Origin of the sequence: Pararhodospirillum photometricum DSM 122 (genome assembly GCF_000284415.1) — a bacterium.
Taxonomy (GTDB): domain Bacteria; phylum Pseudomonadota; class Alphaproteobacteria; order Rhodospirillales; family Rhodospirillaceae; genus Pararhodospirillum; species Pararhodospirillum photometricum.
In genome coordinates, this window is record NC_017059.1 from 2,811,086 (window position 1) to 2,828,672 (window position 17,587).

The following is a 17,587-nucleotide window of genomic DNA, read 5'->3' on the forward strand; positions in this document are numbered from 1 at the left end:
CTCCCTTCCTGGCCCCTTGACGGAGACAACATGTGTCCCTGACCATCCTTGGCGGCGGTCTCGCCGGGTGCGAGGCCGCTTGGCAAGCCGCCCGCGCTGGCCTCTCGGTCCGGCTCATCGAAATGCGCCCTCAGCGCACCACCCCGGCCCATCGCACCGACGCCCTGGCCGAGTTGGTGTGCTCAAACTCTTTGCGTGCTGACGATCCGTTGTTCAACGCCGTCGGGCTGCTGCACGAGGAAATGCGCCGGGCCGGCTCCTTGATCTTACACAGCGCCGACGCCACCCGGGTTCCGGCGGGAGGGGCCTTGGCGGTTGATCGCGAGGGCTTCTCGGCCCATATCGCCAAGACCCTGGCCGACCATCCGGGGATTACCATCGAGCGGCGTGAAGTCACCGAGTTGCCCGCCCCCGAGGCCGGCCCGGTGATCGTGGCCACCGGCCCGCTCACCGCCGAGCCGTTGGCCCAGGCCATCCAGGCCGCCGCCGGCACCGACAGCCTCGCCTTTTTCGACGCCATCGCCCCGATCGTGCATCGCGACAGCATTGATTTCGAGAAAGCGTGGTTCCAGTCGCGCTACGACAAGGGCGACGGCCGCGATTACATCAATTGTGGCCTCGACCGCGACGAATACGACCGCTTTGTCGAGGCCCTGCTGGCCGCCGTTGTCACCCCGCCGCGTGAGTGGGAGGGCGTTCCCTACTTCGATGGCTGCCTGCCTATCGAGGTCATGGCCGCCCGCGGTCACGAGACCCTGGCCTTTGGCCCGATGAAACCCGTGGGCCTGCGCGACCCGAAGGCCCCGGAGCGGCGCTTGCACGCCGTGGTCCAGTTGCGCCAGGACAACGCCCTGGGCACCCTTTACAACATGGTAGGCTTCCAAACGCGCCTGCGTCATGGCGATCAGGTGTCGATCTTGCGCCTGATCCCGGGCTTGGAGCAGGCCGAGTTTGCCCGCCTGGGCGGCATGCACCGCAACACCTTTCTCAACAGCCCGCGCGTTCTCGACCGCCGCCTGCGCCTCAAAAGTCAGCCTCATCTGCGCTTTGCCGGCCAGATCACGGGGTGCGAGGGATATGTGGAAAGCGCGGCAGTCGGGTTGCTGGCCGGTCGCTTTGCCGCTGCCGAGATTCTGGGCCTAGAGCTGCCCGCGCCGCCGCCAACGACCGCGCTGGGCGCCTTGCTGGCCCACGTCACCGGCGACGCGGATGCCGAGAGCTATCAGCCGATGAACATCAATTTCGGGCTGTTTCCGCCGCTGGATCCGGTGGTTGCCCGTCCGGGCGCCAAGCCCAAGATCCCCAAGGGCCGCGAGCGCAAGATCGGCACCGCCCGGCGTGCCCTCACCGATCTGACCCCCTGGCTGCTCACCGCGTCGCCGTGGGCCGAGACCGACCGCCCCCGGGCGGAAGCGCCGCTCCCCACCGCGCGCGAGACCCTTTAAGGGCCGAGGAACCTGGGGAGGCCCCGCCTCCCCAGCCTTTCCGATTTCAAGGCCCGATCGGTTCGCGGATCACGCTAATGCAATCCCGCCAAGCGCAGAACGGCCTGCCCCCACGCGGAGGACGACGGGGGCTGGATGGAGGCCGTCTCGCCGGCCAGGGGTGGCTTCAGGCGCCCGCCGAGCCGCGCCTCACCAAATTGAATGACCTGGGCCATGACGAGGCTCATCACCAAAACAGCCAAAACAGCGGAGAGATGATGGCGCAGGGTATAGTGGCTTCGAGGCATGGTCGCCTCCTTAACTTTATGGGCGGAGTCAGTTTCGGACAAAAGGGATATTACTTCTGTCAGATTCTCCACCGGCACGAAGGCCGGCCCGTTGGATTTCCGGTCCTTCTTGTCTAACAGTGTAGACCTTAAAGAAAGCTTATACCACTCGAGGTTTTTTCAAAGGCCGCGTTTTGGGTCCCTGAGGGACAAGCAGGTCCTCGCGCTAAAAACGCCCGCCAAGGAGGGCCAGCGCGAGACGCCCAGGGTGAACCCGGCGCCCAGAATCCAACACACCACGCGCCCGGCGGTTCAACGAGGCCTCGGTCAAGACGGCCAGCAACAGCGGCGAGAGGCATCGACGCGGGATGCCCTGCCCCAGCGCCCGCCCCGCCGCGAGCCGGTGCCGCGCCCGGTCTCGCAAAAGGTCGTCTTCGCCTCCCCGCTCCTGCGCGCGCGCCACGGTGAGGAGCCCCCAGGCCGTGCCCACATGGCGCGCAGCCTCCTCGGCCTGTCCGGCCCCGTTTAACACACGCACCGCCAGGGCCAACGCCTGACCGCTGGTCGCTTCCAAAGAGGCCTCCAGCGCCTGGGGTGTCGTGGGCGGGGACTCCAGCGCGGCGGCGTGGGCGGCCAGCACCCCGGCCAACGCCGCGTGGCCCAACCGCCCGACCAGGGCGGGCAGCGCCTCGGCCACCGGGTGCCCCGCCGCCGCCGTGGTGCCGGCCACAACCTCTTGCCACCAGCGCAGCCGCATCAGGCCCAGCACCGGCTCGCTCACCGCAGGCGCAATGCGGGCCACGGTGGCATCCAGGCCATACAGGGTCATCAGGGCATCGCGATGTCCGGCCGGCGCATACAAGGCGGTCTGGAAGCGATCGGGATCCTCCTCCAGCACCAAGCGGTAAAGGGGGGGGAGGGCAAGGGACGGCATGGCGAGCTATTTCCTCATGACGCGAGCGACATAAACGAGACGAGGGGTTTTTGGTGGCGTACCCTTCACAACGCGAAGTTCCAGCCATAAATCTGGAGCACCCGGGCGCGCCGCAAAAGGCTGCCCGCCCTTTTTTCCGATGGAGAGTCTCCGCGATGGCTTTTGTTCTCCCGCCCCTCCCCTTCGCCCAGGACGCCCTCGAGCCCCATATGTCGGCGCAAACCCTGTCGTTCCACCATGGCAAGCATCATAACGCCTATGTCACGAACCTGAACGCCCTGATCGCCGACACCCCGCTTGCGACGCAGTCGCTGGAGGAAATCATCCGCGAAACCCACGGCGATCCGTCGCGTGTCGGGGTGTTTAATAATGCCGCCCAGGTGTGGAATCACACCTTCTTCTGGAGTGGTTTGAAGCCCGGCGGCGGCGGGACCCCAAGCGGCGCCCTGCTCGACGCCCTGACGGCCGCCTTTGGCTCCTTCGATGCCTTTAAGGATCAGTTCAAGCAAACCGCTGTGAGTCAGTTCGGCAGCGGCTGGGCGTGGCTGGTCTTGGACAAGGGGACTCTGCGCCTGACCAAAACCGGCAACGCCGATGTTCCCCTGACCAGCGGTCAAGTGCCCCTGCTCACCTGCGACGTCTGGGAGCATGCCTATTATCTCGATTTCCAGAACCGCCGGCCCGATTTTGTCCAAACCTTCCTCGATCATCTGATAAACTGGGACTTCGTCGCTTCCAATTTCCAGGCGGCGCAGTAAATCCCGGGGCCCCTCTCCCTTTGGGGACAGCCCCAGGGACTGGGACTCATGATTCTCCCGGCGCAGGGAGCGGGACGGCCCGTCCCCCTGCCCGGAGTCGTCTGAAGGAGACGGCCATGTCCAACGCCTTGACCATTCGCGACGCCACGGACGCCGATGCCCTCCCCATTGCGGCCCTCATGCTGCAAGCCGGCGAAGGATTGTATGAATTCCTCCTCGACGGTTTGGTGCCCGATCTGTCGGCCCAAGCGATTCTCGCCCACTTGATTGAGGCCGGCGACGGCCCCTTGGGCTGGCCCGAGTGCCGGGTGGCGGAAAGGGAGGGGCAGGTCCTCGGCATGGTCAATGCCTTTCCCGTCGAACGACTCGACGAACTCGCCCTCGACATGATCCCCTTAGACCGCACCACCCATCTTGCCCCCCTGTTTCAGGCGCGCGACCCCGGCAGCTTCTATCTAAGCACCATGGCGGTCGTCCCCACCCAACGGGGCGTCGGCATCGGTGTGGCCTTGATTGCCGAGGTGTTAGGCATGGCCGGCGCCCGCAAGATCCCCCGAGTTTCCCTCCATGTCTGGTCCACCAATAAAGGGGCGATCGCCTTGTATGAACGCCTGGGCTTCACCATCACCGGCCAAGTCACCCTCCCCTCGCACGATCGCCTGTCGGCGCGGCGGGCCTTGCTGATGGCACGGGCGGTTTAACACACGGGGAATGACTGGGAAGACAGGCCTCTCCAGCCCCCTCCTCTCCTGGGGGGTGTCTGGACGGAAATTGTGCGACGCGGTATGGTGCTGCGAAAGTCAACAGCACGAGGCGGCGTTATGACCGGGTTCTTCCCCTTTCCCTTCGACGACAAAAGCGCCGGCAGCTTGCGCACCATGATGGAGACGTGGCTCGGACCATGGGCCGCTTTTCATCCCTGGTTGGCCCTCCTGCCCGCCTCGGAGCGCACGGATCCCCCCGACGAGGCGCCGATGGAAGGCCCTCTCGCCCCTTTCCTTGCCCTAGCCCCCTGGATGATGGGCCCTGTTCTCGGCCCCTGGATGGCCGACACGGTTCGCATGACCGAGGCTGTCGCTGGCCAGATGATCGAGGCTCTGGGCGCCGCCGATGGGCAGCCCGTCAGCGTGGCCTACAAGGATACCCATGGCCCCTGGGCGATTTTTGTCGGGGTCAAGATCACACCCCGCGCTACCCTCACCGCGGAGACCACACCCTGGCTGGCGCCGGAAGGGTTAACGATTGATTGGACGCCGTGAAAAACGGGGAGGTCCTGCCCCTGGCGGTGGACTGAACAAAGAAGGCTGGGGAGTGCCCCTCCCCAGCCCCCTGCGTCTGTGGAGGAAGCAAGAGGGAGAGGCAGCGTGTCTCTCAAACACCGGCTTGGAACAGAATACGCCGCAAGTCCTCCAGTTCGTGCAACACTTCCTCAAGTTCGTGGCGTTGCTCCCCGGACAGCCGGGTTTCGAGCAGCGAGGCCTGATGGGAGAGGGGCGAAAAGGGGGGCTTCCTCTTCTTCTTCGTCCAGATCCGCTTCAAAAATCTCTTCCAGCGGGGCAAGGCCGGTTACACCGTCCAGATCGCCAAGGCCGGGAATGGTCTCCAGATCGTACCGAGCCACCTTCTCCCGGGCCTCTTTAGCCGCCTCCGCTTCCGAGTCGAAAGGCACCGCCTCGGCAACCACTGCTTTGGGCGCCTCCGGCACCACCTCGGCAACCACCGCCTTCGGCTCTTCCGGCACCGACCTCGGCAACCACCGCCTTGGGCTCTTCCGGCACCCCGAATATCGGGATGGCGATCTCGACGCCCTTGGCGCCTTCCGCCTTCGGCGTCTTCGCTCTGGCCCTTTTCAGGGTCCAGCGAGCATCCCTGTCCTTCTGGGCCAGCTTGTGCGGGGTCTCTTCCCAGCCGTCAGGGATGCGCCCTTCGCGGATCGCCTGCTTCTCGTCGTCGTCGTTGCGCTGACGCGGCGCCGCCACAATGGTGGCGTCGATGATCTGCCCCGACATCGCCAGATAGCCGCCTTCCTTCAGCTTGGCGTCGAACACCGCGAACAGCTTCTCGATCGCGTTGGCCTCGGTCAGCGTCTCGCGGAACAGCCAGATCGTCTTGGCGTCCGGCGCCTTGTCCGCCAGCCCTAGGCCGAGAAAGCGTTTAAACGTCAGGCGGTCGTTGATCATGAACTCCGCCTGATCGTCGGACAGGTTGTACAGCGCCTGAAGCACCAGGATCTTAAACATCAAAACCGCGTCATGGGGCGGACGGCCGCCCCGGGCTCGGTCGCTGCGGTTCAACGCCTTGTCCAGCCGGTAGCGGAACGCCTCGAAGCTCACCACCCTCAGCAGCTTCTCCAGCGGGTCGCCCGCCTTCGACAACTCCGCATACCGCTCTTCAAGATCGAAGAACCCAGGCTGCCGACCCATCGTTCCCTCCAACACGGCCTGGGGCTTATTGAATCAGCAGACACCGCTCAGAGCCAGGGTTTTTCGAGGTGTCCGAGCGGTTCCAGTGATGGATCGGTATCCGGCGTGGATTTGTGCTCCCCAAGCGGAGCGGAAGCCATTGGTCACCTTGCGAAACACCACCGAGGGCCGGATTTCGCGTTCGCAGATGTTGTTCGTCGACGGCACCCGGCGGTCGGCCAGGAAGACGAAGAACTTCCCACGCCACGCCTTGATCTGGTGCTGAAGGGTCCGCCCGGCGGGATGGGCGGCCGGAACGCTCAGCAGCACGTCCAGGCGATGCTCGGCTCTGCCGGCGTAGGTCGCCAAGGTGGTGTCCTTGAGCCTTGGCTTTCGTTTGCCGATGCGGATGGTCCAGCGTAAAAGATCCCGGATCCGGGGGGCGAAGACCGTATCCCCGCAATCGATGGCGTATTGGACATCCCGCAAAACATGGGCGAGGCAGACTTGGTGAACCTGGCCCAGGTCCTGCTGCCCAGCGTAGCGATCCGAGATCCAGACCTCCGGCCGGTGCAAGCCCAGAACCGATGTCACGACGGCGCGCGCCCGACTGGGCTTGATGTCGTGCAGAACGGCCGTATCGGTCACGAACACCCACTGCCAGTGGGTTTTGCCCTCGACCCGCGCCGTGGTTTCGTCCGAGGCGATGACATCCGCCTGCATGATTCTCGTCTTGATGGCCGCGCAGGCCGCCGTCAGGCTGGTTTCGAGACGGCGGAAGGCGTTGGCGATCGCCCCTTCCGAGATTTTCAGCCCAAACAGCTCCTTCAGCATCCGGGCGAGGCGCTCGAAGCTGACGTGGTGACTGTGCTGGGGCATCGCCCCAGGCGGGGCCCGGGGCGGCAGCCCCGCGTCCCCCGAACAAGCGACCAGCGCGGTATACAGCGCCGGATCCGTCGCCCCCTCCGTCACAAAAGCGAGCACCCGACTGTCAGGCCCCAAGTCGAGCGCCTCACACCAGTCTGGGTGAGGGACCAAGGTCAGCAAACCGGCCACCCCAGCGGCGCCGGTCTCGCCGGCAACAACGACCGGATCCCCGGGGAGGGGCTGGGCCAATCGCCGCATGGCGGTCACGGCGGCGCTGTCGGGGATGGCCAGAAAGGCGCAGGTCGCCGCGTGCACCAGAGCCCAGGCGGGCAGCGACACTTCGCCGCAGGCCAGCCCGGCCATCACGGTGTTGAGATCGCCATCGGCCGGGGTGGGCTGCCCGGCGCGGGCGCTGGCCTGGACACAGGCGGCGCGTTCGGGCTCGACAACAATCAGGCGAGGCCGCGCCGCCCCCAGCCGCTGCCACAGACGCCCAGCCACGGCGGCGGCCAATCCGCCGACACCGGCCTGGACCACCACATGGGTGGGGGCGGCGCCATCGGCCAAACTTTCATCGATCAGCCCGGTGTAGCCGGCCATGATGTCGGTGACGGTGGCGCTGATCTCGGGATCGACCCGGCCGGGGCTGAGGGTGTCGGTGATCTCCAGCCAGCCCTCGCGGCGACAGGTGGCGGCACACTGGGCGACAGCGTCGTCATAGCTGCCAAGCCCCCGCACCACCTGGGCCCCCAGGGCTTCCAGCGCCTGAACGCGGCCGGGGCTGATGGCCGCCGGGACGAAAATCACCGCCCGACACCCCACCTGAGCGGCGCCCCAGGCCAGCCCCCGACCATGGTTGCCATCGGTGGCGGCGGCGGCCGTGAACGCGGCACAGGCGTCGCGGGCCTCCCCGGCCATGAGGGCCTGGGGCGACACCCCGGGCAGGCGGCGCGCAAGAGCCCGGACCAACGCGTAGGGCGCCCCCAACGCCTTGAAACTGCCCACACCCAGGCGGCACCCCTCGTCCTTGATCCACAGATGGCCCAGCCCCAGCGCCTGGGCCAGCCCGGGCATGGTCCAAAGCGGTGTGGGGTGCGAGGCCGGCCAGCGGGCGATGGCCGCCTGGGCCTCGTCACAGGCCGCCCGGGGCAACAGCGCCTCCAGCGCCGGCTCCCAGTCGCCTTCCCGATGCACCGCCAGAACCAGCCCTCTGGTCATGCCTCCCTCCCCTGTTCCCCGGCACCGACCAAGGCGCGCGGCCCCTTCCAGCGCAGGGCCAAGATGGTGATGTCGTCGCTTTGCGGGGCACCCGCCGCAAAGCCATGCACGGCGCCCAGCAAGGTGCGGGCAATCTGGGCGGCACCGCCGCTGGCCGCGACATTTCCTTGCAAGGTTTCGGTGATACGCTCGACCTTGAACATCTCGTGCTCGGGGTTCATGGCCTCGTTGACGCCGTCGGTGTAGAGCAACAAGGCATCGCCGGGGGCCAAGTGAATCTCGGCGGTGGTATAGAGGTAGTCCGCCATGAACCCCAAGGCGAGCCCGCCTTGCTTTTTGAGCACCTCGACCCGGCCTTCGGGCGACAAACGCACGGGCAACTCGTGGCCACCATCGGCGTAGGTCACGATCCCGGTATCGAGGTCGAGGACGCAGGCAAACACGGTCACGAACATTTCCGAGGGGTTGTCGAGGGTGAGTTGGCGGTTGACGCGCCCCATGACCTCGGCCAGCGTGCCCTCGCGGTCGATGGCCTCGTTTTTGAACAGAGCCTTGGCGATAGCCATGAACAAGGCGGCGGGCACCCCCTTGTCGGAGACATCGCCGATCAGGAAAAACAAGCGCCGCTCATCGAGCAAAAAGAAATCATAAAGATCGCCGCCCACCGCCTTGGCCGGCTCCATGACCGCATGGAGATCGAACTCGGGATGGCCGGGAAAGACGAAGGTGGTGGGCACGATGTGGCTTTGAATATCGCGGGCCACCGACAACTCGCTGTCGATGCGCTCCTTAGCGGCCGATGTCTCGGCGAGGAGCTTCTGGTTGCGGCGAAAGATTTCCATGGTCCGGGCGAGACGGCCAATTTCATCTTGGCCCGTGGTGGGCAGACCCTGCACCGAGGTATCGCCCCGCGACAAAGCGTTGAGCACCCGGATCGCGGCATTGAGCGGACGAAACGACACCCGCAGATACCAAAAGAGCCCGGCCAGAAACAGGGCCAGTTCGGCCCCCACCAGCGCATAACTGAGGCTGGAGAGCACAACGGCGCGGCGCCAAGCCGGCGTGATGTCGCGGGACACGGCGAGCACGGCCGCCCGCTCGCCGTCGATGGCCGCCAGGGGGAGCAAGGTGCTTTCGATCATGCGGCCGGCGTGACTGACCCGCACCAGCCCGCCGCTGTCGGGCGCCTGGATGATCTGGGCCACGTCGCCGGGCCAGGGGCTGGGGGGCTGCCCTTTCCCTGGGTTTGCGCCGCCCTCCCCTTCGCTGCCGTCTTGCTGGGCCAGCACGAGGCCGGCGGGGGACAGCAAAGAGACCGAGGCGGCGGTGTTGGCCTGGACCTCGGGCAGCAGGCGCTCGGCCTCGGTGACCAAAGCCACCGCCCCGGCGGCGCCCAGACGGGTGAAAACCGGCGCCCCCGCCCCCACCACCACGGTCGGGGAGCCGACGAGACCGCTGATCCCCTGGGTGGTGGCCAGCACCGCAGCCAGCCGGGAGCCGGATAGAAAGCGCACGGGACCAGGATGGGAGAGATAGACGACACTGCCATCGGCGCGCACCACCTCGAGGTGGGCCCCGGGCAGGCGCAAACGAATGCGCTCCAGCAAATCGGCCAAAAACGGCTGGGGATCGGGAGCACTGCCCTCGGCGAGCCGGGCGGGATCGGCCAGCGCCTGGACGATGGCATCGCTGTTGGGCAAGGCGGACAACTCGTCGCGCAGGCCCCGCAGTTCGGCGCTGGCCACCCCGGTCCAGGCGTTGCGGTTGCCGGCGATTTCGGCGCGCTCGAAACGGTGCTCGGCTTCGCTCAAGCGCAAGCGGCCTTCCAGGGCCACGATGGCGGTTACGGCCACGAAGCACAGCGAGATGCCGAGAGTCAGCCGGGTGCGCAGCATCATGACCCGTCTCCCGCGCGCTCGGTGGCGAGGAGCAGGTGGTCGGCCGCCTCGTCGAGGGCATAGCCACGCCAGCCCTGAACGAGACGCTCGTGCAAGGCCTCGGTCGCGCCAAGGGGCAGGCGGAGCGGTTGGGTCGTCTCGAGCATCGGCTCGCCCTCCAGATCGCGAACCACGAGAAAACGCAAGGCGCGGCTGGCAAACATCGGGTGCACAGCCCGCACCCGCAGGCCGGCGCCGAGCGCGGTGCGCAGGCTGGGCCGATTGAGGGGAGCGATGGTCGCCACCACCACCCGGCGCCCGGCCTCGGCCGCGAGCGTCAGTCGCCGCGTGACCAAGCCCCGGTGCAGCCCCCGTCCCCGCCACGCCGGGGCCACGGCCACGCCATCGAGATGGGCCACCCGCCCGAGATCGGCGACCCCGACGACGCGCCCGAAGTTGTACGCGGCCTCGGCAGTGGGCAGGCCGAGAATGGCATAGGCGACCAGAACGCCGTCGCCGCCGAACACCCCGAGAGTCAGGCCCAGCGCGCCCAGGTGGTCGGCCAAAAAGGCGTCGGTTTCGGGATTGACGAGCCCGGGGGGCTGTCCCACGAGACTTTGGTGGTGCAAGGCCCGGACCGTGGGGAAATCCTCGGGCCCCAGGACCCGCCCGGTGAGCCAGAGGTCGCCGACCGGCTCGCGCCACGCGGTCATGGCACAATCTCCGCGTAGTCGAGCACGGCCATGGGCGGATAGAGCCCCAATTGCCGGGCGACGCTCATTTTGACGACATAGGTAAACCGGCTCAGGGTCTCGACCGGCAAGCTGCCCGGGTCCACCTTGTTGACCAGGATCTGCTGGGCCTTGAAGCCGGCCAGCTTGCCCAGGGTGTAATAAGGCGCCACCAGACCGAGCATGGCGTTGGAGGCGCGGATTTCGAGTTCGGTGCCGGTAAAGACGGGAATGCGATGGCGGATGGCCTCGCTGGTCACGGTGTCGCGGTTGTCCCCGATAAACGTGTCGGGACCAATATAAAGAAACTGCGGTTCGCGCGCCGCGACCTTGGCCACCAGATCGGGCAGGACATCGGCCCTCGGGCGGCCCGTGGCATCAAGCGGCACCGGCTCGGCCACGAGGTCGATACCCTCCGTCGCACACAGGGCACGCAACGCCGTAACCGTATCGGCGGCGTTGGACTCGATGGGGTTATAAAGAACCGCCAAGCGCGTGACCGTGCGATAGGCCCGCATGGCGTTCAACTGGCTCGAGAGGGAAGCCAAGTGGGACACCGCGGTGAAGTTGCGCCCCGAGGGCCCCAGGTGCTCGACCAACCGCGAGCCCACCGGCGACGACACCATGGTGGCCAGGACAGGCAGGTCGTGAATGTGGGTCTCTGGCGCCACCGCGTCGAAGGTCCCCAATACCCCAAGCGCCACGCCGGTTCCCCAGGTGTAGACCAGATCGGGGCGTGCGGCCCGTACCTCGCTGATGACCGAGGGCAACCGGGTGAGATCGCGATCCAAGGACCGCACGGTGATCTCGGCCTCGATCCCCTCCTCGCGCAGGAAGTCGCGAAAGCCGCGCTCCACGTCGGTCTCGCCGCGAAAGAGGATCATGACAATGCGCGAGGGGGGCGGCGGGCGATCGCCCTCGGCGGCGGCGACCCCGGCGCTTGCCAACAGCACGGCGAGCAGCCCCGCCCCGACCAAACGCCACGACAGCGGGCTCATCGCACGGCCTCCCGGCGGCCATTCCCTTGGGGGAGGACATCGGCGGGGTCATCGGGGCGGTCGTCGGGATGGGGCGCGGCGCCCACCACCAAGAACACCACGCAAAACAGCACGGCCGCCACCGCCACCCCGGCCCCCAGCGCCGCCATGGCCCCGCCCAAGCCGCACGGCGCAATCAAGGCCGAGGCGATGAAAGGACCACTCGCCCCGCCCAGGCGCTCGACCAGACGATAAAGGCCGACCACCGGCGCTTGGCCGACGCGGGCGAGATCGTCCTCGGCCACTTTGAGGACAAAGGCCAGTTGCGGCGAAATGCTCAGGGCCTGCCCCACCCCCAGGGCCAGAACGGCCCCGCTCACGGTCAGCATGCTCACGTCAAACAACAGCGGCAGCAGGCCCAGGCCAGCCACCATCCCCCCCATCCCCACCGCCAGCCCATGCAAGGACCAGCGGTCGGCCTGCCGGGCAAAGGGCTGGGCCAACACAAACCCGGCCAACCCATAGAGCATGACCAAGCGCCCGATCTCGGCCTGGGTCGCCCCAAGGTCGGCGGCCACCAGGGGCACGAGAAAGAACAAGGCGCCCGACAACACCACCTTAGCCGGCACCGCGCTCAACAGCAGCACCACGACCAAGCGCTTGTTTTTCAGCAAGGACAGCATGCTGCCAACTCCCGCCCCCGGGGAGGGAAGGACAACCGAGGGCCCGCGCAAGGCCCACATCCCGAACACGGCAGCCCCGAGGGCCAGTCCGGCACCCACTCCCAGCACCGCCTCGAAGCCGATGCGCGCCGCCAGCATGCCGCCAATGGCGGGGCCGCAAATATCGGCGGCGGTGATGCCGCCCACGAACACCGCCACGCCGCGGGCGCGCTGGGCCGGGCCGGCATGATCGAGCACATGGCCCTGGCAGGCGACAAAGGTCAGGGCATAGCCAAGGCCCGAAAGGGCGCGCCATGCCAGCAAGGCGCCAAAAGTCGGGTCCAGGGCCGTGCCCAACAGGCCCACGGTGGACACCCCGGCGCCAAGCACGAAGGTGCGCCGCCGCCCCAGGCGCTCGGACCAGCCGGCGGCCCACGGCATGGTGAGCGCTACCACGAGCAGGAACAAGGACATGGGCAGGCCGATCAGCAGAGCATTGCCGCCAAGGCCGCTCTCCTGGGCCGTGGCTTGAATGAACACCGGCATGAAGGGCCGGGCGATCTCCTCGGCCAGCACGAAAAGAAAGGCGCACACCCGCGCGCCAATGAACACCGAGGCCAGATCGACGGGCGTCTGGGCGGGATCGGCGGGGCGCAAGGCGGTGTCCAAGCCCTGGTCGATGTCGTGCAGCGCGGCTTGGGCCTGTCGCTCGGGCCAACGGGCACGCAGGGCTTCGACGCGGGCCTTAAGCCCCGTCAAGGCGGTGTTGAGGGCGTCCACCACCCCGCCCATGTGATGGGCCAGCCGGTCGATTTCGCGCACCGAGCCTTGCACAGGGCGCACCAAGATCCCCTGGGCCGCCTGACGCAAGGTGGCGAGCAAGGTGTCGAGCGGGCCGCTCAGGGTCAAAGTGGTGACGGCAATCAGGATCTCGAATGCCACCAGCAAGGCAATGACCACGGCGATCAGGACATCGCCGGCCTCCTCGCTGATTTCCTCCTTGTAGAAATCCACCGAAACCCCGATGTGCAACACGCCCACCGGCTGCCCCTGAAACAACAAGGGCAGGATCGTGTCGTAATAGCCGGCCCGGGGGGCGTCGCGGCGCAAGGGGGGGCCCGAGACCAGCAGGCTGGCCCGGCTCAACCAAAAAGCCCAGCCGTCTTCCGCCGTCTGGCTCCCGCTCTCATCCGAAGGCGAGGCGGTGAGGATCCGGTGGATCTCACTCGCCTCCAGCCCGGCACGGTAGAGCACCTTACCGGTCGGATCGGTCATGCCCAGGTAGGCGATCTCGGACTGGGTCGCCAAGACCGAGCCCAGGTACTCGTCCATCCCCACCAGCCGCTCAAAGGGGATCCCCACCTCCTGGGCCACCGCCACCCGCTCGGCGATGGCATCCCCCACCGCCCGGGCATTGAAATCCAGCTCGGGCAGGAGGTGGCGCTGGCTGACCCCAAAGGCATAAAGCCCGGTCAGGATCATGGTCAGGACCAGAACCACGGTGGTGGCGGCAAACAGCCGGACCACGGGATTACTGACAAGACCGGGCCGGGGGCTCTCGACACCGAGGGAGGCGGCGGGAGGGGGCGGGGGAACATGCTCGGGCATGGTGCAGGCCTACCGGTCCAGGGTGTCGAGACGCTGACGGGCCTCGTCAAGAGCGCGCCAACTGGCCGTAACACGATCACGAAACTCCCCAACCGCCTGCTCGACGGCATTGTCGGGGTTGGGCGCAAAGGGGGGATCATGGCGCTCGGCCAGGGCGCTCAGGGCCGCGTCGGCCCGGCGAAATCCCTGGCGAGGCGCAGAAAACACCCGGGCGACGGCGACAAGCCCCAGCGCGCCCGCCACCACGCCCAGCCCCAGCCCGCCGATCGCGATGTCTTGCAAGATACGGCGCGATACGACGTTCAAGGCGTCGCGCCCGCTGATCAGCAGCAGCCCGCCCTCGATCTGGCCAAAGCTGTTGACCAGGGGGAGCGCCGTCAGCAGCCCCTCGGGCTCGCGCCCAGACCAGACGTGCCCGGCCGGCAGGGCCACCACCACCTTGCGCACGGCCTCGGGCACCGTGGACCGCCCGGCCTGGGGGCCGGCCGCAAACAAGACGGCGCCGGTTTCGTCGAACACCTCAAGGGAACTCAGCCGGGAGGTGCTTTTCGCGACGTCTTGCACTTTTTGACTGAGATTGCTCTGACTGGCCAGTGACAACCCCATATTGAATCCGGTCTGAATCTTGACTTCCATCTGCCGCGCCACGAAAACCCGCCGGCTTTCCGAGAGCTTGATCAGGTTCTCGTCGGCCTTGAGCGCGGTCAGGACCATCACCAAGGTCACGGCCATCACGACGCTACCCAGCACGCCGGCACCGATGACCCACAGGAGGGAGGGCTTCACCGTCATGGCCTCGCCTCCCTGTCGCCCTCGCCGGAACACACCTGATCCCAGCCGTCGCCCAGCCTGTCCCCCTGCCCGGCAGCCTCGCGGGCCAAGATGCGCTCCAGGTGCTCGCGCTTGGCCCGGAAGGCCAGACCCCACGAAGCGCTGTCCTCGGTGAGGGTGCGCAGGGCGTGGTAAACCTCGGCATCGTGGCGGGCGAACACCAACCCGGCCCGCCTTGCCTCATAGGCCGGGGTGCCGAGCAAGGTCAGAGCCCCGACCCCAAGGTCCAGGGCGCCGGCAAAGGTCTCGCGCACCACAAGGTCGGCCCCGGCGTCCTCCAGGGCATAGGCGTGCACCCGGTCGAAGGCGCGCGCGGCGATCTTGAGCGCGGGGAAATGGCGCCGGGCGGTGGCGACGATGGTCTCGCTGGTTTCCCTGTCATCGGTGGCCACCACCAGCACATCCGCCTCGGCGGCCCCGGCCACCGCCAGCAGGTCGGGACGCCGGGCGTCGCCGTAGTGCAAGGTGAAGCCAAAGCGGCGCAGGGCCGCCAGTTGATCGGCATCGTGCTCCAGTACGGTCACCGCGAGCCCGCGGGCCATGAGCAAGCGCCCGGCGATTTGCCCCACCCGGCCAAACCCGGCCAGGATCACCCGGCCGCCCGCCGGAATCTCGGGGGGCGCTTCCGGCGAGGACACGGCCTTAACACGGGCCAACCGCTCAAAGGCCAGGAGCAATAGCGGGGTCGTGACCATGGACAAGGCCACGGTCAAGGTGATGAGCCCGCTCACCTCGGCGGAAAACAGGCCCGATACGCTGGCCAGCCCGATCAGGACAAAAGCAAACTCGCCGACCTGGGACAAGGCCAGGGCACTGAGCACACAATCACGCCCGGCCAGCCGCAGGGCTCGCAAGACCCCGGCCAAAACCAGGGCCTTGAGCGCCACCACCCCCAACACCAGCAAGGCAATGGTCCCCGGCTCCTCGGCCAGCAACGGCAGATTGATGCCAGCGCCCACGGAAATGAAAAACAACCCCAGCAACAGGCCTTTGAAGGGCTCGAGATCGCTCTCCAACTCGTGGCGAAACTCGCTGTCGGCCAGCACCACCCCGGCCAGGAAGGTTCCAAGGGCCGCCGACAGGCCAACCGCCGACATCAGCAAGGCCGTCGCCAGGACCAAAAGCAAGGCCGACGCGGTAAAGATCTCGCGCAAACGGCTGCGGGCAATGAAGCGAAAGGCCGGCCGGGTCAACAGCCGGCCGCCGCCCACAATGAGCCCCACCGCCCCCAGAGTCGCCAGCGCCTGGACCCAGCCCGGCCAGCCGGCCAGAGCCGAGGGATGGGCCGAGGCCTCGGCGCCAGCAAGGGCAGCAGGGCCATGATGGGGATGACGGCCAGATCCTGAAACAACAGCACGGAGAAACAGACCTCGCCGGCCCGCGAGCGCAGCAAGCCCTTTTCCGCCAGTGCCTGCAAAACGATTGCGGTGGAGGACATGGCCAGCGCCAGCCCGCCAAACAGGGCCGCCGGCCACGCCAGCCCGCCGGCGAACAAGGCCAGCCCCAACACCACCGCCGACACGCCGACCTGGGCCGAGCCCACGCCAAACACGGCGCCCCTGAGGCTCCACAGCCGGGCCGGGCGCAGTTCGAGCCCGACCAGGAACAGCATCATGACCACGCCCAGTTCGGCGACGTGGCGCACGCCCTCCTCTTCCCCCACCAGCCCCAACACCCCAGGGCCAATGAGCACCCCGGCGATCAGGTAGCCCAGGACCGAGCCCAACCCCAAGATGCGGGCGATGGGCACCGACACGACGGCGGCGGCCAGATAGATCACGGCATCGGCGAGCATGTCAGGGTCCTTTCAGAGCATCGCGCAACGCCTCCAGGCGCCGGCGATAAGCCTGTCCGATTTCCCGCACAACCTCGGCGCTCACACCAACGGCGTCGTGAGTGACAAAGGGATCTTGCCACGTCATGCCGCACAGCCGGGCCGTGGCCTCGAAGGGACGCAGGATTTCCTCCAAGGTGAAGCGATGCAGACCCTCGGGGTGGTAGGCCCCGGGCTGGCTGCCGGTACTGACCGCGCTCACCCAGGGCTTGCCGGCCAGCGCCCGCTCCCCGGGGCCAAAGGCAAACCCCTGCTGCCAAACCAGATCGAACCACTCCTTGAGCAGGGCCGGGCAGGAGTACCAATAAATCGGATGCTGCACGACAAGAGCCCCGGCCTCGCGCAGCACCGCTTGCTCGGCCGCCACGTCGATAAAAAAATCCGGGTAGGTCTCATAAAGATCGTGGACCCGCACCCCCTCAAGATCGCGCACGGCATCACGCAAAGAGCGGTTGAGCCGCGAGCGCCGCACTGCCGGGTGCACAAACACCACCAACACAAAACTCATGGCCCCACCTCACCCCCCCAAACAGAAAGGAGGGGTCTGGGGGAGGCCCCCGCCTCCCCAGCCTTCCCCTGCGTGTCCTACCCCAACCGCTCCACCAGCGCCCGCGCCAGCAGGTGGGCATGATTACCGGTGCGCGCCGTCACCAAGTCCCCGTCCACCACCACATCCTCGTCCACAAAGACCGCCCCATACGCCAGGGCATCGCCGTAGAGGTTGGGATGACAGGTCAGGCGCCGCCCCTTAACCAGCCCCGGCACGGCGGCGGTCAGCCACAGGCCATGGCAAATGATGCCCTTGAGCAGATCCGGCCGGGCAAAGGCGCGCTGCAAGAAAGCTGCCGCCGGCGGCAGGCGGCTCAGGTCCTCGGTGTAGCGTAGGCGGTCGGCCACCATGCCCGAGGGCACGATGACGGCGCCGTAGTCGGCCAGGGCTTGGTCGTCGATGTCCTCGAAGCTGTCCCGGCACTCGAAGGGGGCGTGGTACTCGTGGCCCTTGAAGGTGATCTGGGGTTGGCCCCAGAGCCGACTGACGAAGCGCGCTTCCAGGCCAGCTTCGGCAAAGCGGTAGTGGTAGTACCAGATCTCGTGCTCGTAAAAGTCGCTTTCGATCAGGATTGCGATCTTGCGGCTCATGGCCTCCGTCCTTTTTGCAAGGGGGAAGAGGAAGGCT

At 67.3% G+C, this 17,587-nt stretch carries 16 protein-coding genes and 3 pseudogenes; 4 read left to right on the plus strand and 15 right to left on the minus strand.

The genetic code is table 11. The features are described from left to right. Positions 1 to 32: 32 nt before the first annotated feature. Positions 33 to 1,445 (plus strand): methylenetetrahydrofolate--tRNA-(uracil(54)-C(5))-methyltransferase (FADH(2)-oxidizing) TrmFO, encoded by a 1,413-nt coding sequence (gene trmFO, locus RSPPHO_RS12635; RefSeq protein ID WP_014415612.1) that lies wholly within the window; start codon positions 33 to 35, stop codon positions 1,443 to 1,445. A gap of 74 nt (positions 1,446 to 1,519) precedes the next feature. On the opposite strand, the gene RSPPHO_RS12640 is transcribed toward trmFO, so the two are convergent. After that, positions 1,520 to 1,732 (minus strand): hypothetical protein, encoded by a 213-nt coding sequence (locus tag RSPPHO_RS12640; RefSeq protein ID WP_041795455.1) that lies wholly within the window; start codon positions 1,730 to 1,732, stop codon positions 1,520 to 1,522. Positions 1,733 to 1,937: 205 nt separating this feature from the next. Continuing rightward, positions 1,938 to 2,645 carry a squalene/phytoene synthase family protein gene (locus RSPPHO_RS12645; RefSeq protein WP_014415614.1) on the minus strand — a complete coding sequence of 236 codons (708 nt, stop codon included), beginning with the start codon at positions 2,643 to 2,645 and terminating at the stop codon, positions 1,938 to 1,940. A 155-nt stretch (positions 2,646 to 2,800) separates the two neighbouring features. Between RSPPHO_RS12645 and RSPPHO_RS12650 the strand changes: the two genes are divergently transcribed. From RSPPHO_RS12650 to RSPPHO_RS12660, 3 genes are all read left to right on the plus strand, one after another. Continuing rightward, positions 2,801 to 3,403, plus strand: coding sequence for a superoxide dismutase (locus RSPPHO_RS12650; protein WP_041795457.1), 603 nt, complete (start codon positions 2,801 to 2,803; stop codon positions 3,401 to 3,403). A 116-nt stretch (positions 3,404 to 3,519) separates the two neighbouring features. After that, a complete protein-coding gene (locus RSPPHO_RS12655; protein ID WP_041795459.1) occupies positions 3,520 to 4,104 on the plus strand; it encodes a GNAT family N-acetyltransferase in 585 nt (194 codons plus the stop codon). A gap of 120 nt (positions 4,105 to 4,224) precedes the next feature. Further along, positions 4,225 to 4,662, plus strand: a complete 438-nt coding sequence (locus RSPPHO_RS12660; RefSeq protein ID WP_041795461.1) for a hypothetical protein — start codon at positions 4,225 to 4,227, stop codon at positions 4,660 to 4,662. 112 nt (positions 4,663 to 4,774) lie between these two features. On the opposite strand, the gene RSPPHO_RS20385 is transcribed toward RSPPHO_RS12660, so the two are convergent. From RSPPHO_RS20385 to RSPPHO_RS12715, 13 genes and pseudogenes are all read right to left on the minus strand, one after another. Next, positions 4,775 to 4,942 (minus strand): hypothetical protein, encoded by a 168-nt coding sequence (locus RSPPHO_RS20385; RefSeq protein ID WP_162138096.1) that lies wholly within the window; start codon positions 4,940 to 4,942, stop codon positions 4,775 to 4,777. A gap of 239 nt (positions 4,943 to 5,181) precedes the next feature. Next, positions 5,182 to 5,826, minus strand: a pseudogene (locus RSPPHO_RS12665) (IS5/IS1182 family transposase); the annotation flags it as partial. A gap of 33 nt (positions 5,827 to 5,859) precedes the next feature. Then, positions 5,860 to 6,723 (minus strand): annotated as a pseudogene (gene tnpC / locus RSPPHO_RS21135) (IS66 family transposase); the annotation flags it as partial. An 18-nt stretch (positions 6,724 to 6,741) separates the two neighbouring features. Beyond that, positions 6,742 to 7,890 (minus strand): annotated as a pseudogene (locus RSPPHO_RS21140) (diaminopropionate ammonia-lyase); the annotation flags it as partial. After that, complete coding sequence (locus tag RSPPHO_RS17980) at positions 7,887 to 9,788, minus strand: PP2C family protein-serine/threonine phosphatase (protein WP_051013871.1); 1,902 nt, start codon at positions 9,786 to 9,788, stop codon at positions 7,887 to 7,889. The gene RSPPHO_RS17980 and the pseudogene RSPPHO_RS21140, both read right to left, overlap by 4 nt. Next, on the minus strand, positions 9,785 to 10,480 hold the full coding sequence (locus RSPPHO_RS17985) for a GNAT family N-acetyltransferase (RefSeq protein WP_014415622.1): 696 nt from the start codon (positions 10,478 to 10,480) through the stop codon (positions 9,785 to 9,787). Before RSPPHO_RS17985 ends, RSPPHO_RS17980 begins: the two co-directional genes overlap by 4 nt. Then, positions 10,477 to 11,496, minus strand: coding sequence for an ABC transporter substrate-binding protein (locus RSPPHO_RS12690; RefSeq protein WP_014415623.1), 1,020 nt, complete (start codon positions 11,494 to 11,496; stop codon positions 10,477 to 10,479). The genes RSPPHO_RS17985 and RSPPHO_RS12690 overlap by 4 nt, the downstream gene beginning before the upstream one ends. Further along, positions 11,493 to 13,745, minus strand: a complete 2,253-nt coding sequence (locus RSPPHO_RS12695) for an MFS transporter (protein WP_014415624.1) — start codon at positions 13,743 to 13,745, stop codon at positions 11,493 to 11,495. Before RSPPHO_RS12695 ends, RSPPHO_RS12690 begins: the two co-directional genes overlap by 4 nt. A gap of 9 nt (positions 13,746 to 13,754) precedes the next feature. Continuing rightward, on the minus strand, positions 13,755 to 14,537 hold the full coding sequence (locus RSPPHO_RS12700) for a hypothetical protein (protein WP_041795464.1): 783 nt from the start codon (positions 14,535 to 14,537) through the stop codon (positions 13,755 to 13,757). Continuing rightward, complete coding sequence (locus RSPPHO_RS21565; protein WP_157879230.1) at positions 14,534 to 15,799, minus strand: cation:proton antiporter domain-containing protein; 1,266 nt, start codon at positions 15,797 to 15,799, stop codon at positions 14,534 to 14,536. The genes RSPPHO_RS12700 and RSPPHO_RS21565 overlap by 4 nt, the downstream gene beginning before the upstream one ends. Then, positions 15,766 to 16,371 (minus strand): cation:proton antiporter domain-containing protein, encoded by a 606-nt coding sequence (locus RSPPHO_RS21570; RefSeq protein ID WP_014415627.1) that lies wholly within the window; start codon positions 16,369 to 16,371, stop codon positions 15,766 to 15,768. Before RSPPHO_RS21570 ends, RSPPHO_RS21565 begins: the two co-directional genes overlap by 34 nt. 1 nt (position 16,372) lies before the next feature. Continuing rightward, positions 16,373 to 16,918, minus strand: a complete 546-nt coding sequence (locus RSPPHO_RS12710; protein ID WP_014415628.1) for an NAD(P)H-dependent oxidoreductase — start codon at positions 16,916 to 16,918, stop codon at positions 16,373 to 16,375. A 77-nt stretch (positions 16,919 to 16,995) separates the two neighbouring features. Further along, complete coding sequence (locus tag RSPPHO_RS12715) at positions 16,996 to 17,550, minus strand: DJ-1/PfpI family protein (protein WP_014415629.1); 555 nt, start codon at positions 17,548 to 17,550, stop codon at positions 16,996 to 16,998. Between the last annotated feature and the right edge of the window lie 37 nt (positions 17,551 to 17,587).

What these genes read in the sequence shown, in the direction of transcription:
- RSPPHO_RS12640 (WP_041795455.1), bottom strand. Translation starts at nt 1,732, where the DNA reads ATGCCTCGAAGCCACTATACCCTGCGCCATCATCTCTCCGCTGTTTTG.
- RSPPHO_RS12645 (WP_014415614.1), bottom strand. Translation starts at nt 2,645, where the DNA reads ATGCCGTCCCTTGCCCTCCCCCCCCTTTACCGCTTGGTGCTGGAGGAG.
- RSPPHO_RS12650 (WP_041795457.1), top strand. Translation starts at nt 2,801, where the DNA reads ATGGCTTTTGTTCTCCCGCCCCTCCCCTTCGCCCAGGACGCCCTCGAG.
- RSPPHO_RS12655 (WP_041795459.1), top strand. Translation starts at nt 3,520, where the DNA reads ATGTCCAACGCCTTGACCATTCGCGACGCCACGGACGCCGATGCCCTC.
- RSPPHO_RS12660 (WP_041795461.1), top strand. Translation starts at nt 4,225, where the DNA reads ATGACCGGGTTCTTCCCCTTTCCCTTCGACGACAAAAGCGCCGGCAGC.
- RSPPHO_RS17980 (WP_051013871.1), bottom strand. Translation starts at nt 9,788, where the DNA reads ATGATGCTGCGCACCCGGCTGACTCTCGGCATCTCGCTGTGCTTCGTG.
- RSPPHO_RS17985 (WP_014415622.1), bottom strand. Translation starts at nt 10,480, where the DNA reads ATGACCGCGTGGCGCGAGCCGGTCGGCGACCTCTGGCTCACCGGGCGG.
- RSPPHO_RS12690 (WP_014415623.1), bottom strand. Translation starts at nt 11,496, where the DNA reads ATGAGCCCGCTGTCGTGGCGTTTGGTCGGGGCGGGGCTGCTCGCCGTG.
- RSPPHO_RS12695 (WP_014415624.1), bottom strand. Translation starts at nt 13,745, where the DNA reads ATGCCCGAGCATGTTCCCCCGCCCCCTCCCGCCGCCTCCCTCGGTGTC.
- RSPPHO_RS12700 (WP_041795464.1), bottom strand. Translation starts at nt 14,537, where the DNA reads ATGACGGTGAAGCCCTCCCTCCTGTGGGTCATCGGTGCCGGCGTGCTG.
- RSPPHO_RS21570 (WP_014415627.1), bottom strand. Translation starts at nt 16,371, where the DNA reads ATGCTCGCCGATGCCGTGATCTATCTGGCCGCCGCCGTCGTGTCGGTG.
- RSPPHO_RS12710 (WP_014415628.1), bottom strand. Translation starts at nt 16,918, where the DNA reads ATGAGTTTTGTGTTGGTGGTGTTTGTGCACCCGGCAGTGCGGCGCTCG.
- RSPPHO_RS12715 (WP_014415629.1), bottom strand. Translation starts at nt 17,550, where the DNA reads ATGAGCCGCAAGATCGCAATCCTGATCGAAAGCGACTTTTACGAGCAC.